This window comes from Exiguobacterium sp. S3 (assembly GCF_018617295.1).
Taxonomy (GTDB): Bacteria; Bacillota; Bacilli; order Exiguobacteriales; family Exiguobacteriaceae; genus Exiguobacterium; species Exiguobacterium profundum.
Genome location: NZ_JACSJW010000001.1, coordinates 83,655 through 102,013 on the forward strand (window position 1 = coordinate 83,655; position 18,359 = coordinate 102,013).

Here is an 18,359-nt window from a genome sequence, read left to right on the forward strand (position 1 = left end):
GTGAAAAATTGGAGGGACGCATGATGCAAATAAAGAACTATGGACCGGTGACGGCTGTTTGTGCCAACGTAAAGAACGGTCCATTCGAGATGTCGATGTATGTGTATTATATCGACGGGATGCTCATCGATACGGGAACACGCACGATGCTACCCGAACTTCAACCGTTTTATGAGTCGGTTCCAATCGATCTTGTCAGCATCACGCACCCCCATGAAGACCATATCGGAACGGCAGCCTGGCTTGAACGGACATACGGTGTCCCAATTTACATACGAGAATCCGCCAGGGACATGTGCCGGACGGGGCTAGACATCCCAGATTATCGGGTACGCTTTTCAGGAGACCCCGAACCGTTTCAGCCGATTGCCTATTATGACAATCAGATCACATCAGAACATCATACTTATCAGGTAATCCACACACCTGGTCATGAACCGAATCACGTCGTCTTATACGACGAGGAGAACGGTCGGCTGTTCTCGGGTGATTTGTTCGTCCATCCTTATCCGAAGGTGATGATTCCGGAGGAGTCGGTACCTGAACAGATTCGTTCTCTCAAACGTGTTCTGAGTCTTAATTTCGAGGAAGTTTATTGCCAACACGCCGGGCATCTCGAACAGGGAAGGGAGCAACTGACCAAAAAGCTCGATTATCTAGAACGTTTGACTGATAACGTGATAACAAAAACTGCAGCGGGCTACAACATTGACGACATCAATGCCCAGCTCTTCCCCGAACCATCGCCGCTCGTCAAAATCTCCAAGCGGGATTATGACTCGAGACACATGATTGCAAGCATTCTACGTGAAGTGTACGAACAACTTCGTTGACAGAAGGCGAATCACCTAGTATTCTTAGTACAGGATTAAACGTTTAAACTTTTAAACGGAGTGATGAATATGAAACAACCAGATGCCACACCCGAAGTCTCGTTATCTTTATTTGAAGATGCGATTCCATTGTTCCAAGTATTAGCCGACGTCAATCGTCAACGCATTATCGTCGAGATTGCCAAACATGAACGCTTGAACGTCAATCAGATTGATGAAAAGATTGAGTTGTCTCGACCAGCCATCTCACATCATCTCAAACTGCTTCGACAAGCGGGCATCGTCTCATCGGAGAAAGTCGGGACAGAGAACTTTTATTTCCTGACACTTGAAGATGCGGTCGGACTGCTGAAGGCACTGACACGTGCGATTGAAGATGAATGTATCTTATGACCTTTCTTTTTGGAAACAGGGAGAAAGGCTTCTTTTTCACCAATGAGTTTAAAAGTTTAAACATATAAACATTAAAGGGGAATGAATATGAACCAAAAACAAACGATTGTCATCACAGGAGCATCGAGCAGAATCGGTCGGGCAACGGTCGAACTGTTCAGCAAACGAGGCTGGCATGTCGCCGCGACGATGCGAAGACCTGAAGACCATCAAGAACTGTCTAACCTAAAAGGGGTGTCTCTCTATCAGCTAGATGTGACGAACGAGTCGAGTATCCGAGAGGCATTTAAACAAATCGTCTCGGATCATGGAACGATGGATGTGTTGTTGAACAATGCTGGATACGGAGCGGTCGGAATTTTCGAGGAAGCCTCTCCCGAACAGATTCAGCGGCAATTTGATACGAACGTATTCGGGGTCATGAATGTGATTCGGACAGCACTCCCATACTTCCGCAAACAGCGGAGCGGACGGATTGTGACCGTCTCCTCCGTCGGTGGACAGATCACATTCCCAATTTACAGCTTGTATCACAGTTCAAAATGGGCGATTGAAGGATTCATCGAATCGCTCCAGTTCGAGTTGGCACCTTTCAATATCGACATGAAATTGATTGAGCCGGGACCGATTAAGACAGACTTTTACGGTCGTTCCCAAGAACTCGTCCGTGACCAACCGCTCGATGTATATGATGGCTACACAGAGGTTGCGCTCCATAACACGAATGCCGCTGGTGCGAACGCCGAAGGTCCAGACGTTGTCGCTGAGACGATTTGGCGATCCGCGACCGAACGGAAGAAACGACTCCGTTATCCAGCAGGTAAACAAGCGGGCCTTTTGATTGCCCTCAAGCGTTATTTTCCAAACCGGGTATTCTTCGCGATTGTCCGAGGTGTCGTTGAAAAGAAATAATGAATCATATCCTTTTTGTTTTCTATAGAAAATGAGAAGGATTTTTTATGTCGTTTTGAGAATGATTCAACTCACACAAAATTACCCGATATACCATCTAAGAGGAGGGATTTCATGAAAAAAGTCATGCTAGCACTTTCAACATTCATTCTAGTCATCGGATTGTCTTCAACACCGACAAAATCAGTAGATGCAGCGGTCAAGACATTTAAAAACTGTACAGAGTTAAACAAAACGTATAAAGGTGGTGTAGCCAAGTCAAAGACGACGAAAAATAAAGGTGGTAAGACACGTTACACGCCATATGTAAGTAAAGCACTATATGACGCGAACAAAGCACGTGATCGCGACAAAGATGGAATCGCCTGTGAGAGATAAGAACATGTATATAGCCGTCAATGAGGGCGGCTTTTTATATGGACGTAGACACATATTCGGACGCATGATATTATCATAAGTAATAATATTATCAAATATGATAATAATGAGGTGAAGATGATGAATCAAGACGTTTTAAAAAGTCTGTTAAACCCGATTCGCATGAAAATTTTTCAGCACGTTCTCATGAACGAGCAAGTGACGACCGGAGAGTTGGCAAAGTTGCTTCCCGATGTGCCCCAAGCGAGCCTCTATCGCCATATCAACAAGATGGTACAAGACGAGATTTTATCTGTCGCAAGTGAGAACAAAGTACGTGGGGTGTATGAAAAAGTGTACGCGATTCAAAACAATCCATTGACCGCTGTCAATCAAGTCGTCGAAGAGGAAGATCGTGAACAACTATATAAAATATGTTACACGTTCGCGATGTCACTGCTCATGGATTTCGGAGACTATTTAAAGCGGGACAAAATCGACCTTCAAGGAGACAAGGTCGGCTTTCGGAGTATCCCACTTTATCTGTCTGATGCCGAGAGTGATCGATTCCTAAGAGGTCTCTACGATCTCTTAGAGGGAGTGCTCGAGCATGAACCATCTGAAGAACGTACGTTGCGGAAATTCTCCTACGCGTTCATGCCGGTAGAAGAAAAGGAGGAGATGGATGATGTATAAACAAGAAAATGTATTGATTCAAGGGGAAACAACCATTGCTGCCACCATAACGACACCCGATCAGGAACGGTCGTCCTTTCCAGCCATCGTCCTCATCGGAGGGACGGGAGGATTGGACCGTGACGGAAACGGTACCGGCTTCAAGTCAAACTTGTATAAAGACTTAGCAGAATGGCTGACGATCCAAGGATTCATCACATTACGCTATGACAAACGGGGGATTGGCAAGAGTGGTGGCAATCGACATAGCGTCGGTCTGACAGGACTCGTTGATGACGTGTCGGCGGTCGTCCGTTATCTGAAATCTCATGACCATGTCTCACAAGACGTTTCTGGTCTCATACTGTTGTCTGGTGCCGGTGTCGCCTTGAAGACGAGCATGCAGGAACAGGCGCATGCCTTACTCGATGAAGTGAAACGTACGAAAGGGATCAAGGGTAAACTGCTTCGCTTTAGCTTGAATGAGAAGTCGGTCGTCGGGAAACAACAAAAACTGTTCGAGCGCGTCACAGCAACGGATCAGGATACGATGCGGATCCAGCTGATGAAGTTCCCTGCCAAATGGTTACGGGAGCATCTTGCACACACAGACGTGTCACTTCGAGAACGATTGGTTCAATTGAACATTCCGACGCTCGCACTGACAGGAGACCGGGACGTTCAAACGGACGTCGAGCATCTAGATGAGCTCGCTGCACTTCACGTAGAGCATATCGAGGTACAAAAGATTAAGGACATGGACCATATGTTGAAACATTTCGATGGTGAGATGAGTATTTTGGACGTGAAAAAACAATATCGTTCACAACTCAGTGAACCGCTCCATCCTGAGCTACAGCATCAACTTCACGAATGGCTAAAGCGCCACGACTGGGCATCATGACGAACAAGACAGCGGAAACCTCTCCGCTGTCTTGTTTTATGTATGTAAGAACCGCTCAACGTTTTCCATCGAGAAATGACGGCTCCATTGAACGAAGTGTCCACCTGGTACGGCAATCAATTGTACAGAAGGATGAAGCAGTCGTTCCGCTCGTTTGACATGATGGAGCGTTCGCTTCGCCTCCTTCAAATCAATTCCCGTGAAATCCGCATAATACAGGTGCGTCGGGACTTGGACGCGTCGTAACAAGTCCTTAAAATCCAATCCATCATAACCAAACAACAAGTGTAAGCCACCGGTCGAAAGACGGGCCGATTGCTCGACAGCAGAACGAATCGATAACGTCGGCTCGACCCCGATTCGTCGACAGAACAGTTGGAACCGCTCTTCAGAAAACGTGGGGTCACTCTTATTCACTTTCGTTTCAATCCAGTTCAAGAGGCGTCGTGGTGAATGGTGATACAGTAGACGTAAAAGCGGTAAGGCGAATCCGAAGATGCCATATTCCCGATATGGTAGCATAGCGTTCGGTTTATGTCCTTGGTCGAGAAGTATCAAATGCCTGACTTGGTCTGGATAATGGACTGCATAAGCCAGGGCGATGGCACCTCCCATCGAATGACCGATTAGTCGAACCGATTCAAGGTGTCGTGAGATTCGATACGTCTCGACCCAGTCCGCGAGTACTTTGGACGTGGCGAATGTATGTAGTCCCTCACTTTCACCAAATCCAGGTAGATCTAACAGGTGAACTTCGAAATCGTTATGTAATGCTTCGGCAAATAATTGGCCTTGTGACCCAGTGAATCCTCCACCGGGAAGGAAAAGTACAGGTTCACCTCGACCATGGACGGTTGCATGGAATTGTCTCACGTCATCTCTCCTTTATATAATGGAGTGCTTTCCATTCAAGTATAAAGATTGCTGGGAGTCAATTGAAGAAAAATCGCCATGTTTCTCAGGAGGCTCGCAACCAAATGTGGGTATAACATAGTGACAGGCAGATTACTGTCATCACACATCGTATACGTTCTGACCTTTCAAAGGAGGAATGAGGAATGAAGCTTTCAGGAAAAACAGCAATTGTCACTGGCGCAGGTTCAGGCATGGGGCGAGCCATCGCCAAACTGTTTGCGGAAGAAGGCGCACGAGTCGTCGCCTTCGACTTGAATGAAGATGCTGTGCAGGCGGTAGTTGATGAAATCAAAGCAGCGGGTGGGGAAGTTCTTGGCATTGCTGGTAACGTGACGAATCAAACGGATATTGATAAACTCGTCGATGCGGCGAAAGACACGTTCGGCTCGGTCGACATTCTCGTCAATAACGCGGGAATCATGGACAACTTCATGACGGTGGGAGAAGTGACGGATGAATTATGGGACCGTGTCCTTGGCGTCAATTTGACCGGACCGATGAAACTTTCACGTGCCGCCATCCAAGTGATGGAGAAGCAGAACCGGGGTGGCGTCATCATCAACAATGCATCGGTCGGAGGATTATTCGGTACACGAGGTGGTGCAGCGTATGTGGCCTCAAAACATGCGTTAATCGGATTGACGAAGAACATCGCGGCGACACATGGCACGCTCGGTAAGATTCGAGCAAACGCCATCGCACCGGGTGGCGTCAATACGAATATTGGGTCAACCATCACAGCACCGAGCGAACTTGGGATGCGCGCCATTCAAGGGGCGGGGGAAGCCCCGATGGGAGAACCAGAGCAAATCGCGAACGTCGCCCTCTTTTTAGCATCGGATGATTCGAGCTTCGTGAATGGAGATGTTTTGAAAGCCGATGGTGGGTGGACCGCAAGATAAAAGAAAAGAGTCGGTTATTCGGCTCTTTTCTTTTGATATTGTTTTCGATAGGCGAGCGGGGTGATTGCATGATGTGCTTTGAATGTCTGTACGAAGTGACTGACACTTGAGTAGCTCAGGCGATTGGCGATGTCTGCGATACCTTCCGTCAAATCTTCTAATAAAGTGGCGGCCCGCTCCATTCGCTTCATCTGTACATACGCAATAGGAGATGTGTCTCCAAAGAATACAAACAAACGAGAGCACTCACTTCGACTCACACTGCCCGCATGAGCGATTTGGGCTAATGTCGGTCTGTCCTCTATGTGAGCGTCGACATAAGCAAGCATATGACGAAGACTTTCCCGTTTGTTCTCATTCTTCATCGTTTCAGTCTCTTGCTGAATCCAGTAGCGCCAGATGACTGTACATTGAAGTGTCGCATCCATCAATGCGAGTGGACCGTCCGCAGATAAATGTTGAACGGCCCGTTCAATCGTCTGAATAATAGATTGATGACCTCGTTCCGGTTTTATCATATGTATGGACTTTTCAGTATTTAGATATGGCGTCACATATCGCTTCGCCAACTCGGGATGGAACAAAGCAGTCGGATCAAAATCGAGTAACCTCATCGGTGACGCTTCCTCGATTTTCTCAACCATGACACTTTGTCCTCGTGCCAAGAGAACGGCTTCTCTTGGATGAAGGGTGAGGCTTACTCCGTTCACTCGAATCACGGACATCCCAGACTTGCAAAAAAGAACAGTGAAGTGATCAGTCACCTTTAATGTCAATGATCCGTGACGAATCATCTCGATACTCTTCAAAAGAGCCATCCTCCTCGTTTCGGAAATTTCCCGACATTTCATTTCGATTGTTCACGGAGAAACACTTTGAAATGAGCATGAACTGGGACGAATCTGACATTTTTAATCATCGTTCATTAAAAGATACAATCGAGTTTCTTCTATATAAGAGTTTAAAAAATCAGCCAACCGGTAAACGCAGCATGCACGAGAATTGCAACAGGCACTCCGATTCGGAATTTCGGTTTTAGCGTCTTATGACGAAAGACGCGCATCGCCAAATAGGCACCGAACGCTCCACCGATCCATGCCATCGTCAACAATGTCCGCTCAGAAATACGCCAAGCTCCGACACGAGACCGTCGTTTATCGACAAAATATGACACAAACGCTAGTAAATTAGTCACAATGTAATATAGCAGTAATAGTTCCAAAGACCAAAACCTCCTTTTTTCTCTCTCTAGTATATCTTAAATTGGCTCTGTGAAGCCGTTTCAATAGATTGAAACAATTTTCAGAAACCTCTCATCCTCTTGAATTGTTCTGTAAATGAACTGATAACACTCTCATATCGTCCTGTAATCGCTGTGAAATATACAGGTGTTACAGTAAGGGGGCGTTAGAAAAGGGAGGAATATTCTTATGAAAAAACCACTATTGACACTAACGGCACTCGCTGGCCTTAGTTTAGGAGTCGCTGCTCCAGCTTCGGCAGCATCAACACACACAGTTCAGTCTGGAGATACACTCTATCGTATCGCCGTGAACAACAACGTCTCTGTAAACGACATCAAACAAGCGAACGGCTTAAACTCAAATATGATTTATCCGAACCAAGTCTTGAAACTTGGAAAGGCAGAAGCAAAATCACAAGCTTCTACTGCATCTAAAACGTATACAGTTAAATCAGGTGATACACTTTATCGTATCGCATTGAACCACGGGATCTCTGTCAATCAATTGATGACTTGGAACGGTCTTGATTCAGATCTTATTTTCCCTGGACAAGAGTTCGCCGTGAAAGGTGCAGCCGCTGCATCTGTAGCGAACGATGCGAAGACAACAGCACCGAAGACATCGACATCAGCACCTGTAACAAAAACTGCATCGTCTACAACGCAAACCCAAGCTCCGGCTTCAGGTCAGACAATGACAGTTGAAGCGACAGCTTATACACCATATTGTGCAGGATGTTCTGGTATCACAGCGACAGGAATCGACGTTCGTTCGAACCCGAACCAAAAAGTCATCGCGGTTGACCCTTCTGTCATTCCGCTCGGCTCTAAAGTATGGGTTGAAGGATACGGAGAAGCCATCGCAGGAGACACTGGTGGTGCCATCAAAGGAAACAAAATCGATATCTTGATGCCGACACAAGAGCAAGCACTTGCTTTCGGTCGCCAATCAATCACAATCAAAGTCTTGAACTAATTCAAGCTGATCAAAGACACTGCCATCGGGCGGTGTCTTTTTTTGTCTATACCTTCTCCCAAGGATTCTTCACTTTCGTCAGTCCGAGTCGCTTCGCGAGTGGTTTAATCGTCAATCCATGTAGGGCGACAGACGTTACGACTAAACCGAGTGTGATTGGCAACATCCGTTCCGCATCTTCAATTCCCAGTTCGGCAATCTCTTGTGCAAAGAAACCGGTCACCGTCATCGCAACAATACCTCGAGGGGCAATCCAGCTGATGAGTGCCCGTTCTTGAGCGGATAGCGGAGAACCGAGGAGCGACGTCTGCACCGAGATCGGTCGGACAAAAAATAAGATTCCGAGAATCGACAAGAGGAGAGGCCAGTCGAAAATGGCGAGTAAACTATCACGTGTCAAACTTGCCGTCAGAATGATGAAGACTGTCGAAACCAGCAAGATTGAAATGTTCTCTTTAAACTCACGAAGCTGTTTCAGAATATGCATATGTCCATGCTTTGAATTTGCCATCGTCAATCCCATTGCCGTTACAGCCAATAGCCCAACCTCGCTCATGACCCACTCACTGATTGAATATACGAGGAGGACCCCAGAGAACGTGAGGGTTGTTCTTAAATATTCAGGGACTTTCTCATTCCCGAACAAACGAATCAATAGATGCCCAACGGCAATCCCAAAGGCGACGGCGACGATACAGGACCAAAAAAATGGCAAGTGGCTCGCGAGCCCGTCGTTTTGATAGAAGATGAATCCCACTCGAACGACAAAGAGTCCAATCAAGGCGCCAAGGGGATCAACGATGATCCCTTCCCATTTCAAGACTTTAGCTGGGCGAGCGGACAAGTTAGCTTGTCGAAGTAACGGGATGATGACGGTCGGTCCGGTCACGACAAAGATGGCACCGAGCGTAAATGCTGGCAACCAATGAAAATCTCCAACCATGATGAGCAAAATCGAGGTCAAGATAAAAGAAACGAATACCCCGACCGTGACGAGACGAAAGATTGATCTCCGCAAATCGTCAATCTCCCTGAATTCGAGACTGAGGCTTCCTTCAAACAGGATGAGCGCCACCGCGATGGAGATGAGTGGGCTATAAAGCTCACCGAGTATCCGATCCGGCTCCAACCAACCGAAAATCGGTCCGACTAGAATCCCTGCAACCGTCATAATCAAGATGGCTGGAAAGTCAAATCGCCAAGCGAGTAACTGCGAAAGTGCACCGATGAGGACAAGTAAGCTGAACCCAATCATCATGTCTTCCATAAGCTTCCCCCCGATTCTTCACTTCTTCATTAATGTATACCCAAATCAGGAAAAACATTTGCTAAGATTGTTTGATTTCGGGTAAGAATTGAAAGAAAGGGAGGGATACCATGGAAGTGACTATCGGACTCATTATCGTCATCATGACTTGGCTCATCTTATTGCTTAACCTCACGTTTGCAATCACCATTATCTTTTTTGAAAGGCGTGACATTGGAACGACTTGGGCGTGGTTACTCGTCCTCTTCTTCTTGCCTCTCATCGGATTCTTCGTCTACATCTTCTTCGGTCGATTGATCAAATCTCAAAACTTTTATGAAGTCGAAGAAGAGAAACGTGAAACGTATCATCATCATGTGGCGGAGCAACTTGACCAATTGGACCAATCCATGGCACCGTTCAATCATCCACTTCTATTGAAGCACCGACGACTCGCACGATTGAATCTCGTATCGACGAATGCGATGATGTCTTTCCAGAACGATATCGACGTCCTTCACGACGGAAAAGAGAAGTTTGATCAACTGTTTCGAGATATTGAACAGGCGACGAAAGAAGTGAACATTCAATATTACATCATCCAAAACGATGCGCTGGGTCAATCGTTAATTCGCTTATTGACCGAAAAGGCAAAACAAGGATTACGTGTCCGACTCCTCTACGATGCGGTAGGCTCGAGGGGACTGAGGCACAAACACTTTAAGGACCTGCTGGCCCACGGTGGGGAAGTCAAATCGTTCTTTCCGTCCAAACTCGGCATCAACTTCCGCGTCAACAATCGAAATCACCGAAAGCTCTGCGTCGTTGACGGAGAACTTGGTTATATCGGCGGCTTCAACGTCGGGGATGAGTATCTTGGAAAGGATGAGCATTTCGGTTATTGGCGAGATGTTCACTTACGAATTTCAGGCGACGCCGTTAAGGAATTGCTCGAACGATTCATCCTGGATTGGAATCGCTCTGTCCCGACACGAACGAAGGCACAGAAAGACGACTTTGTTTGGCCAATCGAAGGGATTGCTCGTCATGCGTCCCCGGTTCAAATCGTGACATCGGGTCCAAACTCGTCGACGGAGCATTTAAAGAATATGCTCGTCAAAATGATCACCCAGTCGAAAGAATGTATCTATATCCAGACTCCCTACTTCATCCCGGATGCAAGTTTCCTTGATGCCTGTCGAATCGCCCTGATGGCGGGTACTAAGATCAAACTGATGATCCCGAACAAGCCCGACCATATGTTTGTCTACTGGGCGACCTATGCGAACGCTGCGGAACTCGTACGTTACGGGGCAGAAGTGTTCACGTATGAGGAAGGATTCCTTCATGCGAAAACGCTCGTCATTGACGGAGAAGTCGCATCAATTGGGACGACGAACATCGACGCCCGAAGTTTCCGCCTCAACTTTGAAATTTCAGCGCTTGTCTTCGACAAAGCCGTCGCTCAGTCCGTCATCGATGCGTTCGAGCGAGACGAGGCACGCGCTGAGCGGCTAACCATCGAACGATATGAATCGAGGACACGTTGGATTCGCTTCAAAGAGAGCGTGTCCCGCCTTCTCAGTCCAATTTTATAATGAAAAACATCCGGTCAGAAGGAACTCCTCTGCCGGATGTTTTTTAGCGTTTATTCACTTGTTCAACGAGTCGTTCGAATGAATCACTAATTGCTTGTGGCGCTTCCTTGTCCCCATACTCTGCGGCCTCTAACCAATCTGCATAAAGCCTGTGGTCCGTGAACTCGATTCGCTGCAACCAATCAGCCACCGTCTCCTCTCGATGACGTGGGTGATGCTGTTCTAACTTTCGTCCCGTCTCAAGAAGGCGAATCTGGCGAGGCGAGCGGACGATCCGCTTATCTGAGAGTGTCGGGTGGTGAATACTCCTAGGAATCATTCCATCTTCCTGGATGTCTTTTCGCTTCTGCAGATAGAAGAACAATCCTACCCCAAGAAGCAAGATCATTACAAACACTCCGATATAGAACAGCGAGTTATTCGATGCGGACGCGAGCAATGTCTCTTGCGCCACTGTCTCCGCATCTAGGTTCGGATTATCCGGTACGAGGAAGCGGTTTACGCGATCATTCGGGTCGAGTACGATTCCATCAAACCAGCTCCCGATCCACAAAAAGAATGGAGTGATCCAGGCGACGACATTACCAAACAATAGCTCTTTAATCGTACGAATGATGAGAGAGACAATCAGACCGATGCCTAGGCCTACGGTCAACATCGTCACCATCCGCTTGTAGTCGCGACGGTAATACAGGTTTCGTTGCCAAATCAAAAAGATGAACGGAAAGAGCACCATCGCGAGCGATTGCGATGCCGGGGGGAATAACCAGTCCGCCACTAAAAACAATACGCTCGCCATCGCGTAACGGTCCGTCCAATCCAACGTCCGAATGAATGCATGAACGTATGTGAATAACAAAAGCATGATGCTCATCTCATAAGAGAAATAAAGGGCACCGACGCTCATGATCGTCTGTACAATCAGTTGTGTATTCCGAGGGAGACGAAGTGTCAATAAGAAGAGCAATGGAAACACGTGCCCGATGTAAAATGCTGCGAAGACCCACCATAACCATCTCATTGACCGTCACCCCCCAAGCGGAGAATCGACTGATTCCCACTGTATTTGGCGACCTTTCGTTCAAACAAGGAGCGAGCAAGCGGAAAATCACTCTCGGACAGACAAGCGAACGTCGTCATAATCTTCCGAAAATGTACCTCACCACTTCCCGGTTGAAGGTCATACGTGATTCCATCCTTCGTAAGCGTCGGGACAATCAGACCGTAACTCGCATTTTCTTTCTCGAAATCACGGCATAATGCGGCAGCTTGCGAGATGAGGCGCTCCATCTGATAGGTGAGGGCACGCCCATCCTTCGTCAACAAGTCGAGGACGATGACATATTCATTTGCTTGTACCGGTTGCTCGGTACGGGCCAGCAGTTCGCCCGTCTTCGCATAGGCAGACCAATATAGCTGTCGCATCGGTTGCCCATGATATGGAGTGACCGATTGGAACGTCTCCGGGTCACGATAGGCACTATGACGAACCATCTCCTCACCTGGGAGAGTAGGGGGACGTTTCGGAATCGGATAGGGCGAAAACTCTGGGAAGACATAGCCGATGCGTGGGAGTGAGTCCTCTTTATAGAGCGAGAACATACGTAACGGATCCCGAATTTCCATCCCGATAGCCTCAAGGCGGATAGGACCTCGCTTCTTCGCATGGAGCGGGATTGTGAAGTCGACAGTCGCATTCGTCTCGACAAAGTTCTCCTGCCGCCAAAACGCATGTCCTTCTGATTCCACGGTGGGATGCAAATAGCCGGATAGGCGGACAACGCCAAGCGGGACTTTTGCCGTCGACACAAGTTTCAAGACATAGACGGCCTCGTCATTCGGAAAGAGTTTCATCTCCTCAGTGAGGTCGACATGGATTTGTTCTGCCAATCGAAACATAAAAGATGGCATGACCAGTGCATAGAGACTGAATCCAATCAATAGACTGGCAATCAAGACGTTCCCATAAAGTGCCGTAAAGACCCCGACGACGAACAGGAGCCACATATAGCCGGACTCGAGATAGCGTGGGCTGACTAACTGCATCTTACACCTCTGAGGGGACCGGGATGGTCTCGAGTACAGATTTGATCAACTTTGACGGCTTCGTCTTCAGCGACGCTTCGACCGTCAAGACGATTCGATGCCCTAAAATCGGAAGCGCGAGTGCCCGAATATCTTCTGGTGAGACATAGTCGCGTCCTTCCATATAGGCATGAGCCCGAGCCGCCATCGTATACGCGAGCGTCGCACGTGGACTTGGTCCAACCTCGATGTCACGATGATGACGAAGTGACTCCATCAAATCCAGTAAGTAATCCTCCATCGCCTCGTGGAATCGGACATCTCGTACCTCTTGTTGCATCTTCAACAATTCGTCCTGTTGCAGAGAGAAAGATTCTGAAGCGAGGTGCTCATTGCGAATCAGTCGTCGTTCGGAATCTCGCGAGAGGGGAGCGAGTGTCAATTTGAATAAGAAACGGTCCAATTGAGCCTGCGGGAGCGGAAACGTCCCTTGTCCATCGAATGGGTTTTGAGTGGCAATCATAAAGAATGGTTCCGGTAGCTTAAGCGACACTTCCCCGAGTGTCACTTGACGTTCCTGCATCGCCTCAAGCAACGCAGATTGTGTACGTGGCGTCGTCCGGTTAATCTCATCGACAAGTAGAATCGATGTGAAAATCGGACCCGTCCGACGTTCGAACGCTCCGGTCGTCGGATTGAATAACTCCATTCCTAAAATATCACTTGGCAATGTATCCGGGGTACACTGTACACGCTGAAATGTCGCTGATATCGAACTTGCCAAACTACGGGCAAGTGTAGTCTTCCCCGTACCGGGACGGTCCTCGAGTAAAACGTGACCTCCTGATAGTAATGCAATCGAAGCGAGCTTGATGGCTTTCGATTGACCAATGACTTGATCATTCAAATGTGAAACCCATGGATGGTTCATTCAAAATCCCCCTATATTTTTCTGATAATTAAGAAAATCATAGCATAATCGGTTCAGGAGATGTATCAAAAATCCATTTCACTAAAAAAGACCGACCGGCATAAGCCAGTCAGTCAACGTTTTGGAGAATCCAAGTATCGTTCAAAATGACGTTCGAGCCATTCTTGGAAAAAGGACATGAACGTACAGATTGCCCAGTAGATCAACGCCACGACGATATACACTGTCATGTAGTCGAACTCTCGTCCACCGACGATCTTGGCCTTATTAAATATCTCAGGTACCGTGATCATCGCAGCGAGCGAACTCGCTTTAATCAGATCGAGAAAAACGTTTGAGAGCGGCGGAAGGGCAATCCGTGTCGCCTGCGGTAGGACGACCCCCTTCAATGTCAACCATTTCCCCATCCCGAGTGAACGAGCCGCCTCAACCTGTCCGTCATCAACCGCACGAATCGAGGAGCGGATGATCTCAGCGATATAGGCGGCAGAATTCAGACTAAATCCGAGAATGGCTGCCGTCAAAGCGGCGAACTCGATTCCGATGAACGGGAATCCCGAATAGAGGATGAACAGAATGATCAAGATGGGGACTCCACGCATGAACGAGATATAGAAAGTCGACGGATAGCGAAGGAGTCGTGTCGGAGACAACTTCCCGAGCGCCAGCAAAAGACCAAGCAGGAGACCAAAAAACATGCTGATGAACGAGATCCAAAGCGTATTCGGTAACCCGCCCAACAGGTAAGGAAACGATTGGATCGCCAGGTCTACGTCAAAGATGGCGTCCCATTTGACATCTGAGAACGACATGCCAACATTACTTCGTTTCGACGATTGTTGCGTCTACGTCAGGTTCTACCGAAACATCGGCACCATTATAGAATTTCTCAGATAGTTCTTTGACTGTACCATCTTCAAGCATTTCATCTAGTACACGATCGATTTTCTCCTGGAGCTCGTCATTGTCTTTATCCATCAAAAATGCTACTTCTTGCGGGTTATAGGCGATATCCGGATGAATCGTGATATCGAACTCAGGGAAGAAAGCAAGTGCCAACGTTTGAAGATAATAGTCGTTCAAGATGACATCGGTCCGTCCCGTCGAAACGTCGCGCAAGTACTGATCGTTCGTGGCGTTGTCATAGATGACTTCTTCTGCTCCATACTCTCGAGCCACATCCATGAAGACAGTCGTCGCCTCACCAGCGGCTTTCTTGCCTTTCAAATCCTCGAGTGATTCAATTCCAGAGAGGTCGCTCTTGCGAACGATAGCAGTCCCGTAAGTGTATTTATACGGTTTTGAGAAGGCGAACTTCTCTTTACGGTCTTCTGTTACCGAGATATCATTTGCAGCGATGTCAATTTGACCGTTCTGAACACTCGTTAACATGTTGTCAAATGCCATTTCTTTGAACTCGATTTCGAGATCAAGGCGTTTGGCGACTTCTTTCATGAGTTCGACATCGAAACCTGTCAACGTATCGCTCTCTTCTTCACGGAAAGAAGCGGGGTAGAGGGTGCCGGCAGTTCCGACCGTCAATGTGCCTTCTTCTTGAATCTCTTCCCAGCGTGTCGTATCTGCTTGATTCGTGCTATCATCACCACAAGCGGCAAGAGGGATTGCTAAAAATAAAGTTGCTGCCAAACCTTTAGTCGTTCGTTTCACAAGAATTCCTCCTTAAGATGGTTCATCTGTCTAAAAATAGCATGACTTCAGCGGTCTAGCAACTGTGAAACATAGTTTAAACAGGTGAATTTAAAATTTGAAACGTTTATTCATAAAGCGTTATCATTCCGATGAATGCTAAATTCACAACAATGATACAGAAGTAAAATTAAATTGAGACAGAATCAATGAGCCTTATATTACATTCTGGAAAGTAAAATGAGATGAATGAAGAACTAATACGCAATAGAGGAGGCGGAGCGGATGAGTATGATTCGAATCAGAGCCCTAGATGAGGCGCATGTTCACATTGTGAATGATGCAAATGATCCTTTTCCAATCATCGGACGGATAGTTCCCAGTTACATAAACGGTCAATGGTCTTATGTTGAAGAGCTAGATGTCGTGACGAAAGAAACCTCATTTCCAGAAGACCGGATTGATTGGACGCAGTATATCGAACATGACAATCGAATCGTCTTTTTAGCGATGGACGCTGATGAATGTGTCGGACAAATCCGACTCGTGAAGGATTGGAGTCGCTTTGCATACATTGAAAATATCGCGATCCGTCAAACATATCGTAAGCGTGGGATTGGACAAATGTTGATCGAAACAGCCGAACAGTGGGCAAAAGAGAAACGGATGATTGGTTTGTCGCTTGAAGCTCAGAACGATAATCTCATTGCTTGTCGTTTCTATGAAAGACAGGGATTTCAACTTGGTGGCGTCGATTCAACAAAACAATATGCAAATCCACAAATTGAATTGACCTTGTACTGGTACAAGATTTTTAAGGAATAGGGAACTTCAGTCAGAGCAATTTTTTGCTCTATTTTTCACTAGTTTACATAACATATATTATCAGTAAAAACAATATCTCATCTCATTATCTTAGTATACTTATGATAGTGAGATGAGATTTGAATTTAAGACGTATGCGTATACCGGATCAATGTGACGCCATGTTCTGGTTCGAATTCGGCACTCGGTTCAAATCCAAGTTTCGTATACAGACGCTTCGCCGGTCCGTTATGCTTGCCCGTATGCACGTAAATCAACTTTCCTTTGTGAATGCTCAATATGTGTTCGAGTAACGTCGTCGCCAGTCTCGCCCGAAAGTATGTCGGGTCGATACATAGTTTCGTGATTTCAACAGTTTTCTCAGATGCTTCCACCGTGACAAACCCAATCAACCGCTCCTCGATATATAAGCCATAACTCGTGCCTGGTAAGTTTTGAATGACATCAATCGTCTCATAGCGCGCTGGGATTTCGTCAAACCCGAGCAGTTCCGCTTCGACCGCATAAGCGTTACGTTGAATCTCGAGCATCTGTTGGGCTTGCTCAAATTGATGAATGGCAACTTCTTTCAGCTGCATGGTGCAACCCTCCCGTTAACGGATAAACTTTCTCGCCTGCTTCCGTTTCGCCCGTTTCAACGCCAAATAGAGCCGGTGTGTCCCTTTGAGTGGCGGACCGTGCCCTACGAAAGTAAGGAGTGGTGACAAGTCCACTAGCCGCTCCGCACTCTCAACGGCAACGGACCGATTCCATGTCGCGAGTCCTGGTAATGGGAATAACGGCCGAACATCTCCCGCTACCGCTGCCCCTCCCTGAGTTTGAAAAGCGTCACCTGCAAATAATACCCGATTTACCTCGTCATAGTACGCAATCGATCCTGGTGTATGACCCGCTGCATCGAGGACACGTAAACCGAATAACCGCTCACCAATATCTAATACCGCATCCGGTGTAGAACGAATCGTCGGCAAAGAGCCACGAATCTTATTCTGCTCTTCTTCCTCTAGCGACCGATCTCCCGATAAGAGGCGGGCATCACGTCGGGAGATGAAGAGTTCAGCGAGCGGATGCTCTGCTTTGATGGTGTCCACCCCACCGACATGATCCCCATGAGCATGCGTTAACAATATCGCGAGGAGTGGCTTGTCTAGCTCGGCGATATACGACAGGATATCGGTCGCGTTCCGCTCCAGCGCTGTGTCGATCAAGACGAGTCCGAGCTCATGCTCAAACAGTTGAACGTTGATTGGTAGTACGGGAGCATAAAAGGTCAGTTGATGGATATGTCCATATCGTCTTACTTGCATCATTGAGCCTCCTAGTCGAATAAAGTGGTCCAGTCTTCTTCTTGCCAATGCGCGTCAAAGCACATATGAATCTGTTCGATCGTATTGCGGGCAAGGGAGAGCTCAGGTAAATCGTCTCGTTCAAAGAAACCGACGTCACTCGTCTCCACGCCGGCGCTCCCCTCCCCGTCACCAATCAGTGCACACTCGATGAAAAGTTTGTAATAATGCTCCGAGAGAGGTGGGTGTGGATGTTCATGCATATCGAACAAGGCGAGCAACCGTACTGGAATCACATCCAGGCCAGCCTCTTCCTCTACTTCTTTGATGATATTCGAGGCAGGAGAGCGATTCACTTCACAGAAACCGCCGGGTAAGGTCCACAACCCATCTGACCGCTCCTTCACGAGCAGGATTCGGTCATCTTTGAAGATGACGCCTCGTACATCAAGTTTCGGAGTCGGATAACCGTCCACATGAACGAGTTGTAAGATAGCCTCGTTAGATAAGTCCGAGTGCCGTTCATACATCTCTCTTACGATTTCTAGTAACTCTTCGTACCGTTCTCGGTCATATTGATCACGCGTGAACGTCAGACCGGCCTGAGACAGCGCCTGAATCCGTTTCGCCCACGTCAGCCATTGAGACATATAGATCCCCCTATCTTTTGTCCTACATGTCTTTTTCGGCA

General features: G+C 47.4%; 22 protein-coding genes. 10 read left to right on the plus strand and 12 right to left on the minus strand.

Annotated elements, in window-relative coordinates; all coding sequences use genetic code 11:
- The first annotated feature begins 23 nt into the window (after nt 1-23).
- From KNO65_RS00505 to KNO65_RS00530, 6 genes are all read left to right on the plus strand, one after another.
- Nucleotides 24-833: an MBL fold metallo-hydrolase gene (locus tag KNO65_RS00505; RefSeq protein WP_251131620.1), complete on the plus strand. Its 810-nt coding sequence runs from the start codon at nt 24-26 to the stop codon at nt 831-833.
- Between the two features lie 69 nt (nt 834-902).
- The gene (locus KNO65_RS00510; RefSeq protein WP_214781123.1) at nt 903-1,226 is read left to right on the plus strand and encodes an ArsR/SmtB family transcription factor; all 324 of its coding nucleotides are present in this window, start codon (nt 903-905) and stop codon (nt 1,224-1,226) included.
- Between the two features lie 87 nt (nt 1,227-1,313).
- The gene (locus KNO65_RS00515) at nt 1,314-2,138 is read left to right on the plus strand and encodes an SDR family oxidoreductase (RefSeq protein ID WP_214781125.1); all 825 of its coding nucleotides are present in this window, start codon (nt 1,314-1,316) and stop codon (nt 2,136-2,138) included.
- Between the two features lie 114 nt (nt 2,139-2,252).
- Nucleotides 2,253-2,516: an excalibur calcium-binding domain-containing protein gene (locus KNO65_RS00520; protein ID WP_159562307.1), complete on the plus strand. Its 264-nt coding sequence runs from the start codon at nt 2,253-2,255 to the stop codon at nt 2,514-2,516.
- A gap of 120 nt (nt 2,517-2,636) precedes the next feature.
- Nucleotides 2,637-3,191 carry a helix-turn-helix domain-containing protein gene (locus KNO65_RS00525; RefSeq protein WP_031423702.1) on the plus strand — a complete coding sequence of 185 codons (555 nt, stop codon included), beginning with the start codon at nt 2,637-2,639 and terminating at the stop codon, nt 3,189-3,191.
- Nucleotides 3,184-4,074: an alpha/beta hydrolase gene (locus KNO65_RS00530; RefSeq protein ID WP_214781127.1), complete on the plus strand. Its 891-nt coding sequence runs from the start codon at nt 3,184-3,186 to the stop codon at nt 4,072-4,074. Before KNO65_RS00525 ends, KNO65_RS00530 begins: the two co-directional genes overlap by 8 nt.
- A gap of 36 nt (nt 4,075-4,110) precedes the next feature.
- Here KNO65_RS00530 and KNO65_RS00535 read toward each other — a convergent pair whose 3' ends face one another.
- Entirely contained in the window at nt 4,111-4,947 is an 837-nt protein-coding gene (locus KNO65_RS00535) for an alpha/beta hydrolase (protein WP_214781129.1), read from the minus strand.
- Between the two features lie 185 nt (nt 4,948-5,132).
- Here KNO65_RS00535 and KNO65_RS00540 point away from each other — a divergent pair, with 185 nt between their 5' ends.
- Entirely contained in the window at nt 5,133-5,891 is a 759-nt protein-coding gene (locus KNO65_RS00540) for a glucose 1-dehydrogenase (protein WP_214781131.1), read from the plus strand.
- Between the two features lie 14 nt (nt 5,892-5,905).
- Here the strand turns inward: KNO65_RS00540 and KNO65_RS00545 are convergent, their stop codons facing one another.
- Both KNO65_RS00545 and KNO65_RS00550 read right to left on the minus strand, forming a co-directional pair.
- Nucleotides 5,906-6,700 (minus strand): helix-turn-helix transcriptional regulator, encoded by a 795-nt coding sequence (locus tag KNO65_RS00545; protein WP_214781133.1) that lies wholly within the window; start codon nt 6,698-6,700, stop codon nt 5,906-5,908.
- Nucleotides 6,701-6,852: 152 nt separating this feature from the next.
- Nucleotides 6,853-7,113, minus strand: coding sequence for a DUF1294 domain-containing protein (locus KNO65_RS00550; RefSeq protein WP_159562313.1), 261 nt, complete (start codon nt 7,111-7,113; stop codon nt 6,853-6,855).
- A gap of 208 nt (nt 7,114-7,321) precedes the next feature.
- Here KNO65_RS00550 and KNO65_RS00555 point away from each other — a divergent pair, with 208 nt between their 5' ends.
- A complete protein-coding gene (locus tag KNO65_RS00555; RefSeq protein WP_159562314.1) occupies nt 7,322-8,110 on the plus strand; it encodes a LysM peptidoglycan-binding and 3D domain-containing protein in 789 nt (262 codons plus the stop codon).
- A 46-nt stretch (nt 8,111-8,156) separates the two neighbouring features.
- Here KNO65_RS00555 and KNO65_RS00560 read toward each other — a convergent pair whose 3' ends face one another.
- Nucleotides 8,157-9,377 carry a cation:proton antiporter gene (locus tag KNO65_RS00560; protein ID WP_159562315.1) on the minus strand — a complete coding sequence of 407 codons (1,221 nt, stop codon included), beginning with the start codon at nt 9,375-9,377 and terminating at the stop codon, nt 8,157-8,159.
- 110 nt (nt 9,378-9,487) lie between these two features.
- Between KNO65_RS00560 and cls the strand changes: the two genes are divergently transcribed.
- Nucleotides 9,488-10,954, plus strand: a complete 1,467-nt coding sequence (gene cls, locus KNO65_RS00565; RefSeq protein WP_214781135.1) for a cardiolipin synthase — start codon at nt 9,488-9,490, stop codon at nt 10,952-10,954.
- Nucleotides 10,955-10,997: 43 nt separating this feature from the next.
- Here the strand turns inward: cls and KNO65_RS00570 are convergent, their stop codons facing one another.
- The 5 genes from KNO65_RS00570 to KNO65_RS00590 form a co-directional block, all read right to left on the minus strand.
- Entirely contained in the window at nt 10,998-11,975 is a 978-nt protein-coding gene (locus tag KNO65_RS00570; RefSeq protein WP_214781141.1) for a hypothetical protein, read from the minus strand.
- A complete protein-coding gene (locus KNO65_RS00575) occupies nt 11,972-13,000 on the minus strand; it encodes a DUF58 domain-containing protein (protein WP_012726320.1) in 1,029 nt (342 codons plus the stop codon). Before KNO65_RS00575 ends, KNO65_RS00570 begins: the two co-directional genes overlap by 4 nt.
- Nucleotide 13,001: 1 nt before the next feature.
- Nucleotides 13,002-13,910, minus strand: a complete 909-nt coding sequence (locus tag KNO65_RS00580; RefSeq protein WP_012726321.1) for an AAA family ATPase — start codon at nt 13,908-13,910, stop codon at nt 13,002-13,004.
- Nucleotides 13,911-14,023: 113 nt separating this feature from the next.
- Nucleotides 14,024-14,722 carry an amino acid ABC transporter permease gene (locus tag KNO65_RS00585; protein ID WP_074037007.1) on the minus strand — a complete coding sequence of 233 codons (699 nt, stop codon included), beginning with the start codon at nt 14,720-14,722 and terminating at the stop codon, nt 14,024-14,026.
- 7 nt (nt 14,723-14,729) lie between these two features.
- A complete protein-coding gene (locus KNO65_RS00590) occupies nt 14,730-15,578 on the minus strand; it encodes a transporter substrate-binding domain-containing protein (RefSeq protein ID WP_214781144.1) in 849 nt (282 codons plus the stop codon).
- A 264-nt stretch (nt 15,579-15,842) separates the two neighbouring features.
- Between KNO65_RS00590 and KNO65_RS00595 the strand changes: the two genes are divergently transcribed.
- Nucleotides 15,843-16,382: a GNAT family N-acetyltransferase gene (locus KNO65_RS00595; protein ID WP_159562319.1), complete on the plus strand. Its 540-nt coding sequence runs from the start codon at nt 15,843-15,845 to the stop codon at nt 16,380-16,382.
- A 125-nt stretch (nt 16,383-16,507) separates the two neighbouring features.
- Here the strand turns inward: KNO65_RS00595 and KNO65_RS00600 are convergent, their stop codons facing one another.
- Genes KNO65_RS00600 through KNO65_RS00610 form a run of 3 tightly spaced genes read right to left on the minus strand, consistent with a single transcriptional unit; the run spans nt 16,508 to nt 18,318 of the window.
- Complete coding sequence (locus KNO65_RS00600; RefSeq protein ID WP_012726325.1) at nt 16,508-16,960, minus strand: GNAT family N-acetyltransferase; 453 nt, start codon at nt 16,958-16,960, stop codon at nt 16,508-16,510.
- A gap of 15 nt (nt 16,961-16,975) precedes the next feature.
- Entirely contained in the window at nt 16,976-17,689 is a 714-nt protein-coding gene (locus tag KNO65_RS00605; protein ID WP_214684260.1) for an MBL fold metallo-hydrolase, read from the minus strand.
- 11 nt (nt 17,690-17,700) lie between these two features.
- Entirely contained in the window at nt 17,701-18,318 is a 618-nt protein-coding gene (locus tag KNO65_RS00610) for an NUDIX hydrolase (protein WP_196430736.1), read from the minus strand.
- Nucleotides 18,319-18,359 lie beyond the last annotated feature (41 nt).